The organism is Aeromonas sobria (assembly GCF_006243315.1).
Classification (GTDB): domain Bacteria; phylum Pseudomonadota; class Gammaproteobacteria; order Enterobacterales; family Aeromonadaceae; genus Aeromonas; species Aeromonas sobria_A.
Genome location: NZ_NKWE01000063.1, coordinates 1 through 22142 on the forward strand (window position 1 = coordinate 1; position 22142 = coordinate 22142).

The 22142-nt window shown below is 58.9% G+C and carries 17 protein-coding genes; 11 read left to right on the top strand and 6 right to left on the bottom strand.

Features of this window, described 5'->3' with window-relative positions; all coding sequences use genetic code 11:
- The first annotated feature begins 58 nt into the window (after positions 1–58).
- Positions 59–967 (top strand): MBL fold metallo-hydrolase, encoded by a 909-nt coding sequence (locus CF137_RS19080; RefSeq protein WP_240038575.1) that lies wholly within the window; start codon positions 59–61, stop codon positions 965–967.
- A 91-nt stretch (positions 968–1058) separates the two neighbouring features.
- Positions 1059–1778, top strand: a complete 720-nt coding sequence (locus CF137_RS19085) for a substrate-binding periplasmic protein (RefSeq protein ID WP_139720983.1) — start codon at positions 1059–1061, stop codon at positions 1776–1778.
- Positions 1779–1869: 91 nt separating this feature from the next.
- Here CF137_RS19085 and CF137_RS19090 read toward each other — a convergent pair whose 3' ends face one another.
- Positions 1870–3162: an HAAAP family serine/threonine permease gene (locus CF137_RS19090; RefSeq protein WP_162515640.1), complete on the bottom strand. Its 1293-nt coding sequence runs from the start codon at positions 3160–3162 to the stop codon at positions 1870–1872.
- A gap of 500 nt (positions 3163–3662) precedes the next feature.
- On the opposite strand from CF137_RS19090, the gene CF137_RS19095 reads away from it, so the two are divergent.
- Both CF137_RS19095 and CF137_RS19100 read left to right on the top strand, forming a co-directional pair.
- Complete coding sequence (locus tag CF137_RS19095) at positions 3663–4607, top strand: LysR family transcriptional regulator (protein ID WP_139721101.1); 945 nt, start codon at positions 3663–3665, stop codon at positions 4605–4607.
- 65 nt (positions 4608–4672) lie between these two features.
- Positions 4673–6085: an MATE family efflux transporter gene (locus CF137_RS19100; protein WP_139720985.1), complete on the top strand. Its 1413-nt coding sequence runs from the start codon at positions 4673–4675 to the stop codon at positions 6083–6085.
- 139 nt (positions 6086–6224) lie between these two features.
- On the opposite strand, the gene alsS is transcribed toward CF137_RS19100, so the two are convergent.
- Together alsS and budA are read right to left on the bottom strand one after the other, a co-directional pair.
- Positions 6225–7895, bottom strand: a complete 1671-nt coding sequence (gene alsS / locus CF137_RS19105; protein WP_139720987.1) for an acetolactate synthase AlsS — start codon at positions 7893–7895, stop codon at positions 6225–6227.
- A gap of 18 nt (positions 7896–7913) precedes the next feature.
- Positions 7914–8708, bottom strand: coding sequence for an acetolactate decarboxylase (gene budA, locus CF137_RS19110; RefSeq protein WP_098970148.1), 795 nt, complete (start codon positions 8706–8708; stop codon positions 7914–7916).
- A gap of 108 nt (positions 8709–8816) precedes the next feature.
- Here budA and CF137_RS19115 point away from each other — a divergent pair, with 108 nt between their 5' ends.
- Positions 8817–9743: a LysR family transcriptional regulator gene (locus CF137_RS19115; protein WP_139720990.1), complete on the top strand. Its 927-nt coding sequence runs from the start codon at positions 8817–8819 to the stop codon at positions 9741–9743.
- A gap of 51 nt (positions 9744–9794) precedes the next feature.
- Here CF137_RS19115 and tyrS read toward each other — a convergent pair whose 3' ends face one another.
- Positions 9795–10994 (bottom strand): tyrosine--tRNA ligase, encoded by a 1200-nt coding sequence (gene tyrS / locus CF137_RS19120; protein ID WP_139720993.1) that lies wholly within the window; start codon positions 10992–10994, stop codon positions 9795–9797.
- A gap of 110 nt (positions 10995–11104) precedes the next feature.
- On the opposite strand from tyrS, the gene CF137_RS19125 reads away from it, so the two are divergent.
- The 3 genes from CF137_RS19125 (at position 11105) to CF137_RS19135 (ending at position 15755) form a co-directional block, all read left to right on the top strand.
- On the top strand, positions 11105–12409 hold the full coding sequence (locus CF137_RS19125) for a peptidoglycan DD-metalloendopeptidase family protein (RefSeq protein ID WP_139720994.1): 1305 nt from the start codon (positions 11105–11107) through the stop codon (positions 12407–12409).
- Positions 12410–12500: 91 nt separating this feature from the next.
- Positions 12501–13619, top strand: coding sequence for an anhydro-N-acetylmuramic acid kinase (locus tag CF137_RS19130; protein WP_139720996.1), 1119 nt, complete (start codon positions 12501–12503; stop codon positions 13617–13619).
- 870 nt (positions 13620–14489) lie between these two features.
- Positions 14490–15755 carry a RidA family protein gene (locus tag CF137_RS19135; protein WP_139720998.1) on the top strand — a complete coding sequence of 422 codons (1266 nt, stop codon included), beginning with the start codon at positions 14490–14492 and terminating at the stop codon, positions 15753–15755.
- A gap of 155 nt (positions 15756–15910) precedes the next feature.
- Here the strand turns inward: CF137_RS19135 and CF137_RS19140 are convergent, their stop codons facing one another.
- The gene (locus CF137_RS19140) at positions 15911–16582 is read right to left on the bottom strand and encodes a DNA-methyltransferase (RefSeq protein WP_101325464.1); all 672 of its coding nucleotides are present in this window, start codon (positions 16580–16582) and stop codon (positions 15911–15913) included.
- A 563-nt stretch (positions 16583–17145) separates the two neighbouring features.
- The gene (gene tkt / locus CF137_RS19150; protein WP_101318255.1) at positions 17146–19137 is read right to left on the bottom strand and encodes a transketolase; all 1992 of its coding nucleotides are present in this window, start codon (positions 19135–19137) and stop codon (positions 17146–17148) included.
- 349 nt (positions 19138–19486) lie between these two features.
- Here tkt and metK point away from each other — a divergent pair, with 349 nt between their 5' ends.
- The 3 genes from metK (at position 19487) to CF137_RS19165 (ending at position 22028) form a co-directional block, all read left to right on the top strand.
- On the top strand, positions 19487–20638 hold the full coding sequence (gene metK / locus CF137_RS19155) for a methionine adenosyltransferase (protein WP_042020452.1): 1152 nt from the start codon (positions 19487–19489) through the stop codon (positions 20636–20638).
- A gap of 69 nt (positions 20639–20707) precedes the next feature.
- Positions 20708–21253 (top strand): SprT family zinc-dependent metalloprotease, encoded by a 546-nt coding sequence (locus CF137_RS19160; protein ID WP_162515987.1) that lies wholly within the window; start codon positions 20708–20710, stop codon positions 21251–21253.
- Positions 21254–21323: 70 nt separating this feature from the next.
- The gene (locus CF137_RS19165) at positions 21324–22028 is read left to right on the top strand and encodes an endonuclease (RefSeq protein ID WP_162515988.1); all 705 of its coding nucleotides are present in this window, start codon (positions 21324–21326) and stop codon (positions 22026–22028) included.
- Positions 22029–22142 lie beyond the last annotated feature (114 nt).

A 22142-nucleotide genomic window follows, 5' to 3' on the forward strand; every position in this document is an offset into this window, starting at 1 on the left:
CCATGATGGTAGACCTCAAGGTGATGGCCTACTTCAAGCTTAGCCTTTCAACACATAATTGGGACAGAGCCATATCTTTCGGGTCAGCCTGCTCGGCACCGGTACTCCGGTACCCCAGATCAGTCGCGGCGGCTACAGCACCCTGGTCGAGGCGGGCAACCAGAAGCTGGTGTTCGATTTTGGCCGCAACTCCACCACTCGCCTGTGGCAGCTGCATATCCCCATCGGCCGGGTCAATGCCTTCTTCCTCACCCACTTTCACTCAGACCACACCAACGGGCTGGCGGATCTCTGGCTGACCGGCTGGCTGCAACCGGCCTATGGCCAGCGCCACGCGCCGATGGCACTCTACGGCCCCAAAGGCACCACCGCTCTCGCCCGTGGCTTGCAGCAGGCCTACGCCACCGACATTGCCACCCGGGTCAAGGATGAGGGAACGCCGCTGGACGGGGTGGAGATCAACAGCCACGAGGTCACCGCCGGGGTGGTCTACAACCAGGACGGGGTCAAGGTGACCGCCTTTGACAACGACCACGGGGTCAACATCAAGCCGTCGTTCGGCTATCGCATCGACTACCACGGCCACAGCGTGGTGCTCTCCGGCGATACCCGCTACAGCCCGGAGGTGGTGAAGCAGGCCAAAGGGGCCGATCTGCTGGTGCACTGCGTCTCCATGACCTCTGCCGAGCAGATGAAGGCCAACCCCGGCTACAAGGCGATCGCCGGTCACCTCGCCTCCCCCGAGCAAGCGGCAAGAGTGATGAACGAAGCCAAACCGGCGCTGACGGTGTTCAGCCATATCGGCCTCAACGGCCAGATCAGGGTGAAGGATCTGGCGCAGGATCTGCGTGCCCGCTACACGGGGCCGTTCGTTATCGGCAATGACCTGATGCAGATTGATCTGCCCACCACGGCTTCCGGCAAGGGCTATGCACTCTGGCAGTCGGAGAATATCGACAACAAATAGATGGCAAGGATGCCGGTCAGCCATGGCCTGCATCCGCAATCGACCCCGGGGGCTATCTTTAAGAGGTGTTCGACCACAAGGAGTTATCCCTATGAGCCTGAAATGGAAGCACCTCGCCCTGGCCACCCTCCCCCTGCTCGGCATGTCGGCCGCTCAGGCGGCAGTGTTGACCAGCCTTGAATGGCCCCCCTACACCAGTGCCAGCCTCCCTGAACAGGGCAAGAGCAGCCAGGTGGTGACCGCAGCCTTTGCCCTGGCTGGCGACCCGCTGACCATCAAGTTTTTTCCCTGGCAGCGGGCAGTGGACGAGGCGCTCAACAACCCCGAGGTGCTGGGTTATTTCCCCGAGTATCTCGACCCCAAGAGCAGCTGCCTCTTCTCCGACCCCATAGGTAACGGCCCCCTCGGCTTTGCCCAGCGAGCCGATCAGCCGGTCACCTGGCAGAGCCTGGATGACCTCAAGGGTAAGAAAATTGGTGTCGTCACCGGCTATGTGAATACCACCGAGTTCGACGAAAAAGTGGCCAGCAAGGCTCTCTCTGCAGACGCCACCAGCTCGGACAGCCAGAACCTGCTCAAGCTCGGCAACGGTCGGCTCGATCTGGCGGTCATCGACCAGAATGTGATGACCTATCTGCTGAAGAGCGATCCCCAGCTCCAGGACGTGGCCGCCAACCTCGGCTTCAACGACAAGATCCTCGAGGACAAGTCCCTCCACGTCTGCTTTACCAACTCCGCCAAGGGGAAAGAGGCGCGGGAAAAATTCAACAAGGCGCTGGCCAGCGACGAGGTGAAGAAGCTGATGAAGTAGCGCTGTCGCATCCGCTCGCCGCCCCAAACAGCCATAAAAAAAGCCGCCTCTTGCGAGGCGGCTTCTTCATTCAACTTGGTAACCGGAGTTATCAGGCAATCAGCTTGTAGATGATACCGGACATGGCGATCAGGCCAATCAGGGTCACGAAGCCGTTGCTGATGTTGCCAGCGTATTTGCGCATGGCCGGAACCTTGGTGATGGCGTACATCGGCATCAGGAACAACAGCATTGCGATGATCGGGCCGCCCAGGTCTTCAATCATGCCGAGGATGCTCGGGTTGATGGTGGCGATAGCCCAGGTGGTCAGGATCATGAACACCGCAGTCACTTTGTTCAGTTGCTTGGTGTCAACGTTCTTGCCCTTCTCACGCAGCGCCTTGGCCATCAGGCCGTTCATGCCCTCTTGCGCACCCAGGTAGTGACCCAGGAAGGATTTGCTGATGGCAACCATGGCGATCAACGGAGCCACAGTGGCGATAACCGGGTTGTCGAAGTGGTTGGCCAGATAGGACAGGATGGAGATGTTCTGCTCTTTGGCAGCAGCCAGGTCAGCCGGAGAGAGGCTCAGTACGCAGCTGAATACGAAGAACATAACGGTCATTACCATCATGACGTGAGCGCCCAGCAGGATGTTGCTGCACTTCTTCTCGGCACCTTCACCGTAACGACCTTTGTTGTCCACCGCGAAGGAGGAGATGATCGGAGAGTGGTTGAAGGAGAACACCATAACCGGGATAGCCAGCCACAGGGTCTTGAGGAAGTCGCCGTTGAAGGCGTCAGCCAGCGCTGGTGCTTCAGTGATGATGGTACCGTTCCAATGCGGGATCAGGTAGAACGCCAGACCCATCAGGGTGATTACGAACGGGAATACCAACACGCTCATCGCTTTGACGATAACCTGGCCGCCCAGACGAACAACCGCCATCAGACCGAGGATCAGCGCCAGTGACAGAACGGCACGGGGAGGTGCAGACATGCCCAGCTGGTGAACAATCACGCTCTCGACGGTGTTGGTGATGGCGACCGAGTACATCAGTACGATCGGGTAGATGGCAAAGAAGTAGAGCAGGGTGATGAATTTGCCTGCGGTCTTGCCGAAGTGCTCTTCTACTACTTCAGTGATGTCGCCATCACGGGTAGAGCCGGACAGCACGAAGCGGGCCAGACCACGGTGAGCGAAGAAAGTCAGCGGCAGAGCCAGGATCAACATGGCAACCAGCGGCCACAGACCACCTACACCGGCGTTGATTGGCAGGAAGAGCACACCGGCACCGATCGCGGTACCGTACAGACCCAGCATCCAGACCACATCGGCCTTGTTGATGCCGCGGGAAGCGTTGCTGGCTAAACGACCATCAGCTGCAATATTCATGTCAGACATATGTTGTTCCTGTCATCTAGGAAAAATGGGATTCTTGTTTGTTCGGGCTCTCGGCCCGGTTCCATCTCCCTGGAACGCCTGCTGTTCATCCCTCTCATTAACCTCTCGCACCCCGGCGACCTGGCCATCACTCCTTGTGACAACAAGACCGCAACAAACAACAGTGCGAAATTTTGACCCTGAGGGTCAGCGCCCGTCTCGCTTAACAACTACTTAACGTGCACCACTCTTGATGGGCTGACTCTAATTAAATACCCCTATTAATCACAGCGTTTTTTTGAATTAATCAACCAAAGTTTGATTCGGGTCGCCTTTCGGACGACCAAGATCACATTGCGAATGCCTTGTTGTGAGTTTTTTTTAACAATTCAACTTAGTTTCACTGGAATCAATGGCCTGCAGGGAGATACATTTTTGCAACAAGTCACCCATTGCGCGCGGATTGTGTGCAGCACAGCCTTGGCGTACCCTTGTGACTCACGCCTTTTTGTTGATTGATGATGACCATTACCCGTACCGATCTCGCCGAACTGGCGGTATTTGCCGCCGTCGCCCGTCACCGCAGCTTCAGCAAGGCCGCCCTCGAACTCGGGGTCTCCGCCTCCGCCATTAGCCACAGTCTGAAAGGATTGGAGGCCAGATTAGGTGTCCGTCTGCTCAACCGCAGCACTCGCGCCGTGGTGCCGACCGACGCGGGCCAGCGGCTGCTCAAGCAGTTGTTGCCAACTCTTAACACCCTGGAAGAGGCGCTCAGCGAGCTGGCTCGCAACAGCGACGAGCCGGTGGGCCGGATCAAGCTCTGCGCCCCGCGCGGCGCCATCGACAGCCTGCTGGCACCGGTGCTTATCGACTATCTGCGCCGTTATCCCAGAATGCAGGTGGAGGTAGTGGAGCAGGAGCTGATGCCCCGGCTGATTGAAGATGGGTATGATGCGGCGCTCTTTTACGGCGATCTGCTGCCCAAAGAGATGATAGGTATTCCCCTCGGCTCGCCCCAGCGCTATCTGGTGGTGGGCTCCCCCGCCTATCTGGCCGAGCATGGCATACCGCAGCACCCGAGCGAGCTGAGCCGTCACGCCTGCATCGGCTATCGCCTCACCCCGCACCATCACTATCGCTGGGCCTTTGCCGCCGATGGCAACATGCTGGAGATTGAAGTGACCGGGCCGCTCACCACCAGCACCCCGGCCCTCTATCTGGGTGCAGCCGAAGCGGGGCTGGGGCTCGCCTACTGTCTGGAAGAGGAGGTGAGCCAAAAAGTGGCAGAGGGAAAACTGCTCACCGTGCTGGAGCCCTGGTGCCCGATCTTTGCCGGTTTCTCCCTCTTCTATCCCGGCCGCCATCAACTGGGCAGCGGCCTGCGCATCCTGATCGACATGCTCAAGGCCCACTATCCACCTCGAATTAATGAGAAATACTCAGCAATCCATCAAGTGAAACCCTGATTATCACCAAATCAGTATTAATCTACACTCTCTGTTCGATAATCGAGCTCCCCAAGAGAACAGATATGTCTGCCTATTTAACACTGCGCCAACAGGCGATGACCCGCCGCTTCTGGGCTTACGCCCTCCCCTCCATTCTTGCCATGCTGGTCTCGGGGGCCTACTACCTTATCGACGGCATCTTCGTCGGCCACTACGTTGGCGCCGCGGGCCTCGCCGGGATCAATCTGGTCTATCCGGTCATCATGGTGCTGATCGGTCTGGCCGCCATGATCAGCATGGGGGCGGCCACCGCCATCTCTTTTCAGCAAGGGGCGAAAAACGACAAGCTGGCCCGTCAGGCGCTGGTCAATGCCCTCTGGCTGCTGGCAGGACTCGGGGTGCTTGCGCCCGCGCTGCTCTATTACACCCACACCGATATCTTGCTGGGACTGGGCATTGAACAGGGCACCGACACCTGGAAGCAGGCGAGCGACTACCTCACCTGGATCGGCGGCGGCACCCTGCTGCTGGCCAGCAATCTGGCGGTGCCCTATCTGCTGCGCAACGATGGCCGCCCGAAACTGGCGATGGTGCTGGTGAGCAGCGGCGCCGTGCTCAACATCATCCTCAACTACATCATGGTGGGTCGGCTGGGACTGGGATTGATCGGTACCGCCCAGGCCACCCTGATGGCAGAGGGAATTGTTAGCCTGATCGGCCTTGGCTACTTCTTTACCCCCTGGGCCCGGCTGCAACTCTCATGGCGGGATCTGGTGCCCAACCTCCCGGCCATGCCGAACCTGCTGTTTACCGGTCTGCCGAGCCTGATTGCCCAGTTCAACCTCGGCCTGTTGCTGATGCTGCACAACAGCCAGCTGATGGTGTATGGCAATGTGAAGGATCTGGCGGGCTTTACCGTGGCCGGTTATACCGAGGCGGTCTTTATCGTGATCCTGCAGGGGCTGGCGTTCGGCATTCAGCCGCTGATCAGCAAGGCGGCGGGGGCCAAGCGCCACCGCGACCTCAAATTCCTGATGGAGATGGGGCTCAAGATCACCTTTATCTACGGCATGCTGGTGTGGCTCACCATCCAGCTACTGCCAAGCCAGGTCGCCATGCTCTATACCGGCAATAACGATCCCGAACTGCTGGCCGCTGCCATCAGCAGCCTGACCCTCAACCTCGGTGCCATTCCGCTGGAGGGGATCATCGTATTCGGCATAGTGCTGCTGCAATCCATGGCCCGTACCCGGCAAGCGCTGGTCATCTCCCTCGCTAAAACCCTGCTGCTGCTGCCGCTTATTTTCCTGCTGCCGCAACAGTGGGGTCGCGATGGGGTGCTGATGGCCCAGCCCGCCACCGTGCTACTGCTAACCCTGCCGCTCTGCTGGCTGCTGTGGCGCGAGTGGCTGCGCCTGAAAGTTGCCTGCGCGCCAAAAGCCAAGCACCACCCGCAACCGGCCCGCGCGCGCGCCGCCGTCCAGCTGGCCCGCTAAGGCCGCTAATCCCGCGTAGCAATAAAAAAACCGGCATCACCTGATGCCGGTTTTTGCTATGTGGGCTGGCCTGTCTGCCTGCACTTATCTATTCAGGCAAGCACTGAAGCCACTACTGCTGCCCGCACTTTACCAGTGCTTATGCCAATACTTCTGGCCTGAGCTGGGCCATCAGCCCCGGGTTGTCGGAGTAATCCACCGGGATCGCCACCACAGCCGGCCCCTCCACCGCCAGCGCGGCGCGCAGGGTGGCGCGCAGCTCGTCGGCCGAGCGCACCGCGAAACCAGCTGCCCCGAACGATTCGGCATAGCGCTTGAAGTCGATAGGGCCAAAGGAGACGCCGGAGGTGCGGCAATACTTCTGCTGCTCCTGCATCGCCACCATGTTGTAGCCGTTATCGACCCAGATGATGTGAACAATGTTGCTCTTGAGCCGCACCGCCGTCTCCAGCTCCATGCTCGACTGCATAAAGCTGCCATCCCCCGATACCGAGATCACCTTCTCACCCGGTCGCACCAGCGCCGCGCCGATGGCCCACGGCAGCGCCACCCCCATGGTCTGCTGACCGTTGGAGATCAACACCTGACGGGCGCGGAAGCTGTAGAGGTAGCGGGCGATCCAGATATGGAAGCTGCCCATGTCGACGCAGAGGGTCATGTCATCGCGCACCAGATCCTGCAGCTCGCGCACGATGCGCAAGGGGTGAACCGGAGTGCCGTGCAGATCGTCGGCCCGCAACGCCAGCCGCAGCCGCTGCTGGCGTACACCTTGCAGCAGCCGATCCACCTCGGGAGGACGGATTTTCGGATTGCCCATGATACGGGTCAGCTGCAACAGGTTGGCGCGGATCGACCCCACCAGCTCGGCGCTCGGGCAGTAGCTGCTGTCGATATCGGCGGGCAGCACATCGATATGGAGGATGCGCCGCTCCCGATCGCCATTCCACAACACGGGGTCGTACTCGATGGGGCTGTAGCCGATGCAGATCACCAGATCGGCCCCCGCCAGCAGTTGATCCCCCGGCTGGTTGTTGAACAGCCCCACCCGTCCGGCAAAGTCATCGAAGTGGCAACTGTCGACCACCCCGGCGGCCTGATAGGTGCCGGTCACCGGCAGCCGCGCCTTGTCGAGGAAGGTGCGCACCGCCTCGGCGGTCGAAGGCCGACTCGCCATCAGGCCGAGCAGCACCACCGGATTCTCGGCGTTGCGCAGCAGGGTCAATGCCTGCTCCATGTTCTGCTCATCGGCGCAGCCCGGCTCCGGCACCTCGTGGGGCACCAACACGCACCCTTGCACCGGTTTGTTGATGATGTCCATCGGCAGGCTGACGAACGCCGCCCCCGGCCGACCCAGCTCGGCGGCGCGAAAGGCGTTGGCCATCACTTCCGAGATCGCCGCCCCACTGTTGACCTGGGCGCTGAACTTGGTGACCGGACGGCAAAGGTTGACCGTATCCATGCTCTGGTGGGTGAGCTTGAGGCCGTCGGCGCGGCGCACCGCACCGCCCAGCGCCACCATGGGATCCCCCTCCGAGGTGGCGGTCGCCAGCCCGGTGATCAGGTTGGAGCAGCCGGGGCCCGAGGTGACCAGCGCCACCCCCGCCTTGCCGGTGAGACGCCCCACGGCGGCAGCCATAAAGGCGGCGTTCGCCTCGTGGCGCACCACTATGGTCTCGATGGGGGAGTCCTCCAGCGCATCGAACACCCGGTCAATCTTGGCTCCCGGGATCCCGAACACCTGCTTGACCCCTTGCGCCTCCAGATGGCGTACCACCAGCTCGGCACCGCACTTCCACTGTCTGTTTTCCATGATATTGATCCTTGTATATCAACCTTCGGCAGCCTGAATGGCGCGATCGAGATCGGCAGGGTTGAGATCGGCCTGACGAAAAGCCGGATCCGCTGGCAGGGCCAGATTGAGGTGACGCACCACCGAGAGACGCAGGGTGCCGTGGGCCATGGTGTAGTCCAGCAGATGGCCGCCCCCCTGGCGATCGGCGGTGATCATGTGCTCGTGAAAACCCGCCACATTGACCCCCTGCACGAATGGCGGGCAGCGAAATCCCACCAGAGTTCCCGCCACCGCGGCAAAGCGGAACAGCGGTTGCTGCTCGATCGCTTCCAGCATCGGGCGATAGGGGGGCTCCTGACGCGGCACGGTACGTACCTTGGCCGTTTCAAACTGGCCGTCGAGGCGCAGGGCGACAAAGACGTTGTCGGAGCCCACCAGCCGATCCACCCACTGGTGGATCTCGTCACGGCTCAGGGGATGGTCGAAGCGGCGCTCCAGACAGGGGCGAAAATGGGTCATCACCGCGAAGGGGGTCTTCTGATCGGCGCGGGCGGGCCGGGCCGAGCCATCAGAGCGCAACTGGTGGATCTGGCGCTCGAAGGCGATCAGCTCACCATCGAGGTGGTTGAAGGTGCCGAGGCCAAAGTCGCCGTGGCGCAGCAGCTCGCTCATGGTGGTCTCCCCTTCGTAGACCCCCGCCAGCAGGGCGCTCATCAGGGAACTCTGGTAGATCTCGCCACCGTCATGCTGCCTGCGCCAGCGGGAAAACTGCTGGCTCACTTCGAGGGCACAGCTGCACCCGGCACTGTCAGATGTTGCAATATGTTCCATTCGGGTTTCACCTCCACCGTGAATCCTGTTAGCGTTCGGATCCAATGGTGACTTGGTTCACATTTCAACACCAATACGCTGACCCCATGACTTTGAGACTCAATCGATATGGAACTTCGTACGCTCCGCTACTTCATGGCCGTTGTTGAAAAGCAGAATTTCACCCGCGCAGCCGAATCACTCAACATGGCCCAGCCGCCGCTGAGCCAGCAGATCCGCAAGCTGGAGGAGACCCTCGGCACCCCGCTGTTGCGCCGTTTGACCCGCAGTATCGAGCTGACCGAGGCGGGTGAGAGCCTCTATCGGGATGCGGCGCAGATCCTGGCGCTGGCCGATGGGGCGAAACAGAAGGTAAAGCGGATTGCCCGGGGCGAACAGGGGGCGCTGCGGATCGGCTTTGCCGGTTCAACCGTGCTCCACCCCGCGGTGCTGACCCTGCTGCACGACTACCGGGAGCGCTACCCCGAGGTGGCCCTCAGCCCGCAGGAAGACACCATGCCAGCGCTGGTGGAGGCGCTACGCAACGATCGGTTGGATGCCGCCATCTTGCGGCTGCCCTGCCGTGGCAGCGAGGAGTTTACCCATCACCTGATCGATCAGGAGCCGCTGCTGATTGCGCTGCCGACCAGCCACCCCAAGGCCAGACCGGGCCCCTTGCCACTGGCCAGCCTGAAGGATGAGAGTTTTATTCTGTTCCCCCATGCCATCGGGCCCGGGCTCTATGACGGCATCGTGGCCCTCTGCCGGGAGGCCGGATTCGAGCCGATACTGGGGCCCGAATGTCCGCTGGTGATCTCCACCGTCGCCATGGTGCAGGCGGGCTTTGGGGTGACCCTGGTGCCAAGCTCGGTGGCGGCGCTGCGCCCGCTCGGGGTCAGTTATCACCCCATTGCAGGCAACGGCATGATGACCAGCATCAGTCTGGCGACACGGCCGCACCCCGGCAGCGCCGTCCTCCGGCACTTTATCTCCCAGATCCGTGTCGCCCAGATACAACAAGGCCTCCCGAAGGAGGCCCTGTTAAACAAGCTTTAACCGGCCTGATGGCCGACTTGCCTGACGGTACTGCTTACTTGGCGGTACTGTTTACTTAACAGTCACGCGGGCAAACTTGCGTTTGCCAACCTGATAGACGGCAGTACCGGCACCAACCAGTGCCTTGCCATCTTCCAGCTTCTCGCCGTCAACCTTGACCGCGCCCTGCTTGATCATCCGCAGTGCTTCGGAGGTGGTGGCCACCAGATCGGCATCCTTGAGCAGGTTGGCAATGGCCAGCCCTTCGCCTTCCAGCGCCAGCTCGACTTCCGGCATTTCGTCCGGCATGGCGTTCTTGGAGAAGCGCTGGGTGAAATCTTCGTGGGCCGCTTCGGCTGCCGCTGCGTCGTGGTAGCGGGTGATGATCTCTTTGGCCAGCCAGATCTTCACGTCGCGGGGGTTGAGGGTGCCAGCGGCGATGCCTGCCTTGAACTCTTCGATTTCAGCCAGCGGGCGGAACGAGAGCAGCTCGTAGTAGTTCCACATCAGCACGTCGGTGATGGACATGATCTTGCCGAACATCTCGCCCGGGGCATCGTGTACGCCAATGTAGTTGGCAGCGGACTTGGACATCTTCTTGACGCCATCCAGACCCACCAGCAGCGGCATCATCAGTACGCACTGGGCGGCCATGCCGGCATCTTTTTGCAGCTCGCGGCCCATCAGCAGATTGAACTTCTGATCGGTACCGCCGAGCTCAACGTCCGCCTTCAGCGCAACCGAGTCATAGCCTTGCAGCAGCGGATAGAGGAATTCGTGAATCGCGATGGATTGGCCGCCGGTGTAGCGCTTTTTGAAGTCGTCGCGCTCCATCATGCGGGCCACGGTCTGCTTGGCCGCCAGCTTGATCATGCCGGTCGCGCCCAGCTCGCCCAACCAGGTCGAGTTGTACTCGATGCGGGTCTTGGCGGGATCGAGGATCTTGAACGCCTGCTCCGCATAGGTGAGGGCGTTGTGCTTGATGGCCTCTTCGGAGAGCGGCGGACGGGTGCTGTTCTTGCCGGAGGGATCACCCACCATGGCAGTGAAATCGCCGATCAGCAGGATGATCTCGTGACCCAGATCCTGGAAGGTCTTCAGCTTGTTGAGGATCACCGTATGACCCAGGTGAATGTCGGGGGCGGTCGGGTCCATGCCCAACTTGATGCGCAGCGGGCGCCCTTCCTTCAACTTGGCAACAAGTTCTTCTTCAACCAGAATTTCTTCCGCTCCGCGCTTGATCTCGGCTAGCGCCACCTCGAGCTGGGACATTTTTTGACTCTCCAATCACGATTCCACAGGGCCAAACATATTACTGGAATGGCGGGCCAATTGGAAAGGCTGTAAAATCCGTCCATTCTGCCCGATTTCGTCAGCCTCTCATGATCATTTGGAACGCCTTCAACGCTCTTCCCACCTGGCACCGTAAAATGGTGCTGATTTTAAGCATCATGGTGATGATGCTGGCTGCCTGGCCAAGCGAACGGGCGGTCGCCACCCGGGTTGATGACAACAGCGGGGAGCTTGCCGCCGAGTCGCAACCGGATGACGCTGACCTGTTGGCACAAACGACCACCCCGCCCAAGCCGCACTACATCACCAAACAGGTGAAGGTGCGCCGTGGCGACAACATGGGGGTGATCTTCCAGCGCATTGGCCTGAGCACCACGGATCTGCACCTGATCGACCAGCTCGACGGCAGCGATCCCCTGCGGATGCTGCAGCCGGGGCAGGAGCTCACCTTCAAACTCACCGAACACGGCGATCTTCAGAGCCTCTATTACCCCCACAGTCTGGAGCAGGCGCTCAAGGTCAGTCGCAAGGCTGATACGTTTCTCGCCCGCAACCTCAAGATTGCCCTCGACACCCGCGAACAGGTGAGCAAGGGGGAGATCCGCTCCAGCTTCTGGGGCGCCGCGGTGGAAGCGGGGATGACCGAAGATCAGATCATGGACTTGGCCGCCATCTTCGGCTGGGACATAGACTTTGCCCAGGATCTGCAGCCGGGAGACAGCTTCCGGGTGGTCTACGAAGACAAGTTCCGCGACGACGAACGGGTCGCCTCCGGCGATATTCTGGCCGCCGAGTTCGTCAACGACGGCGCTACCTATCGCGCTGTGCTCAACAGAGATGGCAACTACTACACCCCGGAAGGCAAGGCGATGCGCAAGAGCTTCCTGCGCGCGCCGGTCAACTTCAAATACATCAGCTCCAACTTCAACCCGCGCCGCCTTCATCCGGTCACTGGCAAGATCCGCCCCCACAACGGTATCGACTATGTGGCGCCGGTGGGCACCCCCATCATGGCGGCGGGCTCCGGCAGCGTGGTGGCCGCCGGTTACAACCAGTTCAACGGCAACTATGTCTTTATCAAGCACGCTGGCAACTATGTGACCAAATACCTGCACCTCACCAAACGCACCGTCAACAAGGGGCAGCGGGTGAAGCAGGGGCAGACCATCGGTACTCTGGGGGGCACCGGTCGCGTCACCGGCCCGCACCTGCACTATGAATTTGTGGTGGGCGGCATTCACAAGAACCCGCGCACCCTCACCCTGCCGCAGGCCGAGACCCTGAGCGGGCGCGAGCTGGCCAACTTCAAAAAGCTGGCGATGCCGCAACTGGCCAAGCTCGACAACCCCGAGCTGCAACTGGCCCAGAACAAGCGGGATAGTCGTGGCAGATAGTCGCGACAGATAGTGGCGGGCGGGGTAAAGACCTCACCCGCCAGCCTCTTTTCACGCCCCTTTCTCGGCAACCTTTCATTGAGGAGCAACCATGACTGAACGCTATATCGGATTGATGTCGGGCACCAGCATGGACGGGATCGACGCCGTGCTGGTGATGATCGACGGGGATGAACTGCGGGTCGAAGCGGCCATCAGCCACCCCTGGCCCACCGCCCGCGAACTGCACGATCTCTGCACCCCGAGCAACAACGAAATCGATCGCATGGGGGTGGCCGATAATCTGGTGGCACGGGAGTTTGCCACCGCCACCCACGCGCTGTTGGCCAAGGCGGGGCTGACCCCCAAGGATATTCGCGCCATCGGCAGCCACGGTCAGACCATCCGCCACCGCCCCCAGCTCGGCTTTACCCTGCAGATCGGCAACGCCGCCCTGCTGGCGGCGCTAACCGGCATCGACGTTATCGCCGATTTTCGCACCATGGACATGGCCCTCGGCGGTCAGGGGGCGCCGCTGGTGCCCGCCTTCCATCAGGCGCTATTTGCCAAACCCGGCGCGCTGCGGGTGGTGCTGAACCTCGGCGGCATCGCCAATATCTCGGTATTGCCGGGCAACGCAGGCGGAGTGTATGGCTTCGATACCGGCCCCGCCAACACCCTGCTCGATGGCTGGTATCGCCGCCATCAGCCCCACGGTGGCAGCTATGACGCCGGTGGCAAATGGGCCGCCAGCGGTCAACTTATCCCGCCGCTGCTCGCCAAGCTGCTGGCTCACCCCTACTTCGCCGCCCCCGCCCCCAAGAGCACCGGACGGGAGATGTTCACCCTCGCTTGGCTCGATGGCGAGCTGGCAGGCAGTGGCTACGCGCCGGTAGATGTGCAGCGCACCCTGCAGGCGCTCACCTGCCACAGCATCGCCCGCCAGTTGCCCGATCGGCCCGAGGCGGTAGGCGCCAGCCAACCGAAAGCCGAGCTGTTTGTCTGTGGCGGTGGCGCCCATAACGCCCCGCTGCTGGCGGAGCTGGCCAGCCTGCTGCCCGGCTGGCGCCTCGCCAGCACCGCCGAGCTGGGGCTGGCCCCCGACTGGGTGGAGGGAGCCGCATTTGCCTGGCTGGCCATGTGCTTTATCCATCGCAAGCCGGGCAACCTGCCAGCCGTCACCGGTGCCAGCCGTCCGGCAGTGCTGGGGGCGCTCTATCCCGCGGGATAAACCCTGCCAAGCGAGTTTGTACGCATCCCATAGCCTCACAACAGCCCCGATCTGACCAAGATCGGGGCTGTTGCGTTGGACGGTGCGCTATCGCTTTATCGGGGCGGCTATGCGATCGGGTTTGTGAAAGCTCGGCCTGATTGGCTCGCTCACCCTCTGCCCACAATCTCGCCATGACAACCCCGCCATTTTCCTGCGCTTTCCATGACGTACAATGAGGCCCATATTTTTCGCTGCAATCTTATGGAATATCTCACTATATATCGCACGATAAAATCGCCTCACATCTGCGGTCACACAGTGACTGCCAGATAATTATCAATCTGCCGCTCATGCAAATAGTTTGAATTATATTCCAGCCACATCTTTAGCCGTTGCAACATGAATGGCAGCTAGCATATTTTCACGCTGCAAGATAGATGACTAAAAAAACATAAAGTACATATCTATGCACAATAAAATCGTTTGGTGGCAGCCTGACCCATAGCGTTAACCCTTTATTCACAGCCCTGCTCTGCCGTGGCCTGCGCCCCAACCCCTGCCCTGACAGGGCTGCCGGTCGGTGCAGGGCCATTGGCGGGCGAATGGGCGACTATTCAGGGTGAATTGAATAGCAATCACATTAAATTTGCGAGCATTGAGCCATCTCATAGAAATGAAATCACTGGTTTGCAACCCCTGATGGCCACTCATAGAATCGCAACGTCTGAAATATTCACCCTGTCACCTCCTCTCTTATCCCATTCAGCTATTGAGTGGATCACAAATAATAACCGGGGATGCCGCCGCAGGCAAAATGGCCATGGCGTACAACCAGATGGGGTAAACCTGTATCTGAATTAACAACAAATATTAAAAAGAGGTATATCTATGAGTGGCACCATCATCAAGTCGGCAAGAAATACCACCAATGCGCCCCAGGATCTGGGCCCCTGCACCCAAACGGTGGCCTTCTCTCATTACAACAATATCTCCGCCCAACTGCCGGTCGATCCGGCCACCGGCAAGCTGGTGAGTGGCGATGTCACCGCACAGGCCAGACAGTGCCTGAGCAACCTCAAAGCCATCGTCGAGAGCATCGGCCATGTGATGGACGATATGGTCAAAGCGACCATCTTCCTCAAAGAGATGGCGGATCTGGAGGCGGTCAACGCCGTCTATCGCGAATTCTTCCCGGGCTATCTGCCGACCCGCACCACCCTCGCTGTCGCCGCGCTGCCGCTGGGTGCGCTGGTGCAGATCGATGCCATCATCTCCAATGGCGAAGGCACCTTCCCGCAAGCCCCCTGCGCGCTGGTGAAGCTCGCCCGCAATAGCGACAAGGCGCCGCACAACCCGCTCTCGACCCATAGCGTGGCCTTCTCCCACTACAACAATATCGGCGCACAACTGCCGGTCGAGGCCGCCTCGGGCCAGCTGGTCACCGGTGGTATCAAGGAGCAGGCGGGTCAGTGCCTGCGCAATATCAAAATGGTGCTGGAGAGCATCGACGTGCCGTTTGACGATATCGTCAAAGTGAATATCTACCTGACCAGCCTCGCCGATCTGGAGGCCGTCAACGAGGTCTACACCACCTTCTTCCCTGACTCCGCCATTGCCCGCGCCGTGGCCTATCTGCCCGCCCGCTCGGTGGTCAGTGCCGCCGCCCTGCCCATGGGTGCCCGGGTGCAGATGGATGCGGTGATCTCCCACGGTGACGGCACTCCGCCGCAACTGGTGGAAGATCGCCACAATCTGGTGATCGCTGCCCGCAATACCGACAAGGCGCCGCGCAGCCCGCTCCATTGCCAGACTGTCGCCTTCTCCCACTACAACCATCTGACTGCGCAGCTACCGATCGACCCCACCACTGGCAAGATCCTGGCTGGCTGTGTCAAAGAGCAGACCGCCCAGTGCCTCAGTAATATCAAAGCCATCGTCGAGAGCATCGGCCATGTGATGGACGATATCGTCAAGGTCAATATCCAGCTCGGCAATATCGCCGATCTGGATGCGGTCAACGCCGTCTACACCAAATACTTCCCGAGCTATCTGCCCGCCCGCACCGTATTCGGGGTGAGCGAACTGCCCGCCGGTGCCATGGTGCAAATTGATGCGGTGATGTCCAATGCGGAAAGTACCCCGCCGCAGGCGTAAGGTTTGTGTTAAATAATAAAAAGAGACCGGCTGATAGCCGGTCTCTTTTTAGGTAACACGAATGGAAAATATTTTTATGGTACCGACTGAAAAAACGCGAACGTCCGATTACGCTTCGCTAATCGAACCTACGAGCTTAAATAGAAACATGATATTTAGTTGTCATTTAAATAATTTTCCATTCGCTTATGGAAATGCTCGTGAGCTAAATTTGAAATATCACATCCCATAGCATTTCTACCAATATTTTTAGCTGCAACTAAAGTCGAACCAGAACCAAAAAATGGATCTACTATCAGATCGCCATGGCTAGAACTCTGTGAGATAAGAGTCTCCAATAATGCAACTGGCTTCTCCGTGGGATAACCACGATGAACACGCTTACACTCCAAAACATCAGGGATGCCTAAGTCATTTAATTTTCTTTTTCCTTTTTCAAAGAAAAGAATAAACTCATATTTGGCTCGATAATGATACCCCATTCCAATTGCCATTTTATTCCAGACGATTGGCTTCCAAAATTTAAAACCAACTTTTTCCGCAATTGGTTTTACATAAAACATAGTCTCTTGATCACAGAATAGATAAAAATGTGAGTTTTTCTTTAACACTCTATAAAGCTCTAAAAATAAGCTTTCGAAGCGTTCATTTGGGAAAATATCAAACCATTGATTACTTGATCCATCACTTACTTTAAGGCGAGTTGTTGTCCCAATTTTCCGGTGTTTCTCTAAAGACTCATATGGAGGATCCGTTATAACAAGATCAACGCTTGCATCCGCAAGCGTTGACAACCATTTCACAGCATCATCACGAAATAGATTCATTTTCTCTACTTAAAAAAACTACAGGGTTTACCATTCAAGTATACCGTTGATGGAGCACCTGGGTCTAATGTCCGGCAATCGACGCAATAACTCTGATCACCCTGAGGGTTAGTAGGTGTCTTACGTGCAGGCGTTTGGCCAAAAGCCTCTGGATGACGATGAAAAACATGTTCACTACCATTTGTGTCAGAGCACCGAGGGCAGGACTTGTATTCATTACCTAGTTCATCGTGCTTATGTAAAACTCCGATATTTAACTGTTTACTACAACATTGGCAAGGCATCTAAATACTCCCAAATTATAGGCTTTGAAAATTTCAGAGTTCATCAACACTCTGATTTCCATCTCATAGTAATGATATTAAATATATCAAAACTGATACCTAATATAGTGCGAGAGGGGCCTTGTATGAAGCCTCTCTCTTTGCTTTTGAGATCTTTGTCATTATTTAATTTGAATTACATAAACTCAGAAGCCCTAAGCAGGCATACAATTTTTGTCGTGTAAAAAAAAGCGCCTCCCAAGGGAGGCGCTTTTCAATTCAGTATCAAGCAATCAGCTATTACAGGGATTCAGCGGTCGCAACCACGTTTTCCACGGTAAAGCCAAATTCCTTGAACAGCAGCTCGGCCGGTGCGGACTCACCGAAGGTGGTCATACCGATGATCTTGCCGCCGAAACCGACGTACTTGTACCAGTAGTCAGCGATACCTGCTTCGATGGCCACACGCTTGGTGACGGACATCGGCAGCACGGATGCTTTGTACTCGGCAGACTGGGCGTCGAACACGTCGGTGGCTGGCATGGAGACCACGCGCACGGCACGGCCCTTGGCAGTCAGCTGCTCATAGGCGGCAACGGCCAGTTCCACTTCGGAACCGGTGGCGATCAGGATCAGCTCAGGGGTACCGGCGCAATCCTTCAGCACGTAGCCACCCTTGGCGGTGTCGGCCAGTTGCTGGGCAGTACGGTCCATCTGGGCCAGGTTCTGACGAGAGAAGATCAGCGAGGTCGGGCCGTCGGTACGCTCGATGGCGTGCTTCCAGGCGATGGCGGATTCAACCTGGTCACACGGACGCCAGGTGCTCATGTTCGGAGTCAGACGCAGGGAAGCGATCTGCTCAACCGGCTGGTGAGTCGGACCATCTTCACCCAGACCGATGGAGTCGTGGGTGTAAACGAAGATGGATCGCTGCTTCATCAGCGCAGCCATGCGCAGGGCGTTACGGGCGTACTCCATAAACATCAGGAAGGTGGCGCCGTAGGGGATGAAACCACCGTGCAGAGCGATACCGTTCATGATGGCGGACATGCCGAACTCGCGCACGCCGTAGTGGATGTAGTTACCTGCTGCGCTCTCCGGGGTCAGAGACTTGGAACCGGACCACATGGTCAGGTTGGACGGAGCCAGGTCGGCAGAACCGCCCATGAACTCCGGCAGCAGCTTGCCGAACGCTTCCAGCGCGTTTTGAGACGCTTTACGGGTGGCGATCTTGGCCGGGTTGGCTTGCAGGGTTTCGATGATCTTGGCAGATTCGGCAGCCCAGTTAGCTGGCAGCTCGCCAGTGGTACGGCGCTTGAATTCGGCAGCCAGGGTCGGGTGAGCGGCGGCATAGGCAGCGAACTTGGCATCCCAGTCGGCTTCCAGCGCAGCGCCTTTCTCCTGACCGTTCCACTCGGCAGCGATATCAGCCGGGATAACGAACGGGGCGTGGTCCCACTTCAGGAACGCGCGTGCAGCGGCGATCTCGTCGTTGCCCAGCGGTGAGCCGTGGCAATCGTGAGAACCGGATTTGTTCGGTGAACCGTAACCGATGATGGTGCGGCAGCAGATCAGAGTCGGCTTGCCGGTCTCGGCCTTGGCAGCTTCGATAGCGGCATTGAGCGCTTCCGGGCTGTGGCCGTCAACAGCCGGGATAACGTGCCAGCCGTAGGCTTCAAAACGCTTGGGCGTATCGTCGGTGAACCAGCCCTCAACGTGACCGTCGATGGAGATACCGTTGTCATCCCAGAATGCAATCAGCTTGCCCAGTTGCAGGGTACCTGCCAGGGAGCACGCTTCGTGGGAGATGCCTTCCATCAGGCAGCCGTCGCCCATAAAGGCGTAGGTGAAGTGGTCAACGATGTCGTGACCCGGCTGGTTGAACTGCTCAGCCATGGCCTTTTCGGCGATCGCCATACCCACGGCATTGGTGATGCCCTGACCCAGCGGGCCAGTGGTGGTCTCGATGCCCGGCGCATAACCGTACTCCGGGTGACCCGGGGTGCGAGAGTGCAGTTGGCGGAAGTTTTTCAGATCGTCGATGGAGAGGTCATAACCGGAGAGATGCAGCAGGGAGTACAGCAGCATGGAGCCGTGACCGTTAGACAGGATGAAACGGTCGCGGTCGGCCCACTTGGGGTTGTTCGGGTTATGCTTGAGGTGGCTACGCCACAACACTTCGGCGATATCCGCCATTCCCATGGGGGCGCCCGGGTGACCGGAGTTGGCTTTTTGAACGGCATCCATACTCAATGCGCGAATGGCATTGGCAAGCTCTTTACGAGAAGGCATCTGTATCTCCTGCGATTGCTTCATTTGATGGCCAAGATTAAGGCGCGTTATTGTCCCAGCAGGGGGCGCGGCGTGCAAATACTATCTGGACGAATAAAGTGGCTTTGGGAGGACAATCGCTTTTCTTGGGCCCTGCAGGCCAAAGAGCACAACGGCAAACGTTTGATTTCCATCCCCTTGGGGATAGAAGGGAGCCATTAGCAACCCATCTGCGGCCGCACGACAAAATAGTGCTGGCAATCGGGTGGGGCGCTAATTAAAATAGACGTCCAGATGTAGATACCTCTACACCATCCTATTCACCCGGTTATTGCTGTGGCGATAACCCAGACAAGCTGAGACTCCCATCATGGCAAAGCTGTTTACTTCCGAGTCGGTCTCCGAAGGCCACCCAGACAAGATTGCGGACCAGATCTCCGATGCGGTACTGGACGCCATCCTCAAGCAAGATACCAAGGCCCGCGTTGCCTGTGAGACCCTGGTCAAGACCGGCATGGTCATGGTGGCCGGTGAAGTAACTACCTCTGCCTGGGTTGATATCGAAGAGATCGTGCGTGATACCGTACGTGAAATCGGCTACACCCACTCCGACATGGGCTTCGACGCTGACTCTTGCGCCGTGCTGAACGCCATCGGCAAGCAGTCCCCCGACATCAACCAGGGTGTTGACCGTCGCGATCCGCTGGAGCAGGGCGCCGGTGACCAGGGCCTGATGTTCGGCTACGCCACCAACGAAACCGACGTGCTGATGCCCGCCCCCATCACCTACTCTCACCTGCTGGTGAAGCGCCAGGCTGAAGTGCGCAAGAACGGCACCCTGCCGTGGCTGCGTCCGGACGCCAAGAGCCAGCTGACCTTCGCCTACGATGACGCAGGCAAGATCATTGGTGTCGATGCCGTTGTGCTGTCTACCCAGCACGCCGAATCCATCAGCCACAAAGATCTGGTTGAAGCGGTACGCGAAGAGATCATCAAGCCGGTGCTGCCGGCAGAGTGGGTCACCAAAGACACCAAATACTTCATCAACCCGACCGGCCGTTTCGTTATCGGCGGCCCGATGGGTGATTGCGGTCTGACCGGTCGCAAGATCATCGTTGACACCTACGGCGGCATGGCCCGTCACGGTGGTGGCGCCTTCTCCGGTAAGGATCCGTCCAAGGTTGACCGCTCCGCTGCCTACGCTGCCCGCTACGTTGCCAAGAACATCGTTGCCGCCGGTCTGGCCGATCGTTGTGAAATCCAGATCTCCTACGCCATCGGCGTGGCCGAGCCGACCTCCATCAGCGTCGAAACCTTCGGTACTGCCAAGGTCGCCGAGGATCTGCTGGTCAAGCTGGTGCGCGAGCACTTCGAACTGCGTCCGTATGGCCTGATCGAAATGCTGGATCTGAAGCGTCCGATCTACCAGGCTACCGCTGCCTACGGTCACTTCGGTCGCGAAGAGTTCCCGTGGGAGCAGACCGACAAGGCCGAGCTGCTGCGCTCCGCTGCCGGCTTGTAACAGTCGCCAGTTGTGATAAAAGGGGAGCCTGGCTCCCCTTTTGCTTGTCCGTTACCCGCCGAGATGTTGATGAACGCCACTCCTGCCCAGCTTGTATCCCAACTGCAACAACGCGTAGAAGCCTGCTTTGTGCAGGCCGAGGCGCGCCTTGACCGCACCTTTGCCCGCCCGCGGATCTACTGCAATATGCGGGGCCGGGCAGCAGGATCGGCGCGGCTGCAAACCTGGGAGCTGCGCTTCAATCCGGCCCTCTATCAGGCCAATCAACAAGCGTTTCTGGCCGAGGTGGTGCCCCACGAAGTGGCCCATCTGCTGGTTCATGCCCTTTGGGGTGAACATAGCGGTGAAGGGCGCGGCAAGACCCGGGTCTTGCCCCACGGCACCCAGTGGCAGTCAGTGATGCGGGAGGTGTTCGGCCTTGAGCCCAGAACCACCCACAGCTTCGATCTGGCAGTACTGGCGCAGCGCACTATTCCCTATCGCTGTCACTGCCAGCAACATCAGCTGTCGATACGCCGCCACAACAAGGTGGTACGCGGCGAGGCCCGCTATCACTGCCGCCGCTGCAAGCAGCCGCTGGCGCAGGAACGGTCGGAGTCAGCCGTCACCCGATAAGCCAACTTGTGTCGCGCCCCGCGCCAGCGGCGGTTCGTTTCATCCACCTATTTTCTTGCCAAGGATCTTCATGTTTCGCCCCCTGCTATCGTTCGCCCTGACCCTGTTGGCCGGTTTGCCGCTGCTCAGCGCCCCCCTCCATGCCCAGACCTTTCGCTCCGCCAAACAGGATCTGGTCAAGCTCTATCAAACCCAACCCGCTGTTACCACTTTCTACTGCGGCTGTAACATCAACTATCAGGGCAAGAAGATGAGCCCGGATCTGGCCAGTTGCGGCTATGAGCCACGCAAACAGCCCCAGCGCGCCGCCCGCATCGAGTGGGAGCATATAGTCCCCGCCTGGGAGTTCGGCCACCAGTTGCAGTGCTGGCAGGATGGCGGTCGCAAAAACTGCGGCAAGAGCGACGAGTTCAACAAAATGGAGGGGGACATGCACAATCTGGTGCCCGCCATCGGTGAAGTGAACGGCGATCGGGCCAACTTCCGTTTTTCTGACTGGAACGGCAAACCGGATCAGTACGGCCAGTGCCAGATGCTGGTGGATTTCAAGGATCGTCGGGTACAGCCGCCCAAAGGGCCGGTGCGGGGCCAGATCGCCCGCGCCTACCTCTATATGAGCCAGCAGTATGGGCTGCGTCTGGCAGCGCAACAGCGTAAACTGTTTGAAGCTTGGGACAGGCAGTATCCGGCAGAGGGCTGGGAGTGCGAGCGCAACCGCCGCATCGGCAAGCTGCAGGGCAATACCAATCCCTTTATTGAAAAGCAGTGCCAATAACCCCATTTGACTAAGGAGGGGGATCGCCCCCTCTCATCATGAAACCCTTCACCCTCTGCCCTGTGAGCCTTGCTCGCTGCCTCGCAGTAAGATATTGAAGGGTTTCCAAGCAAG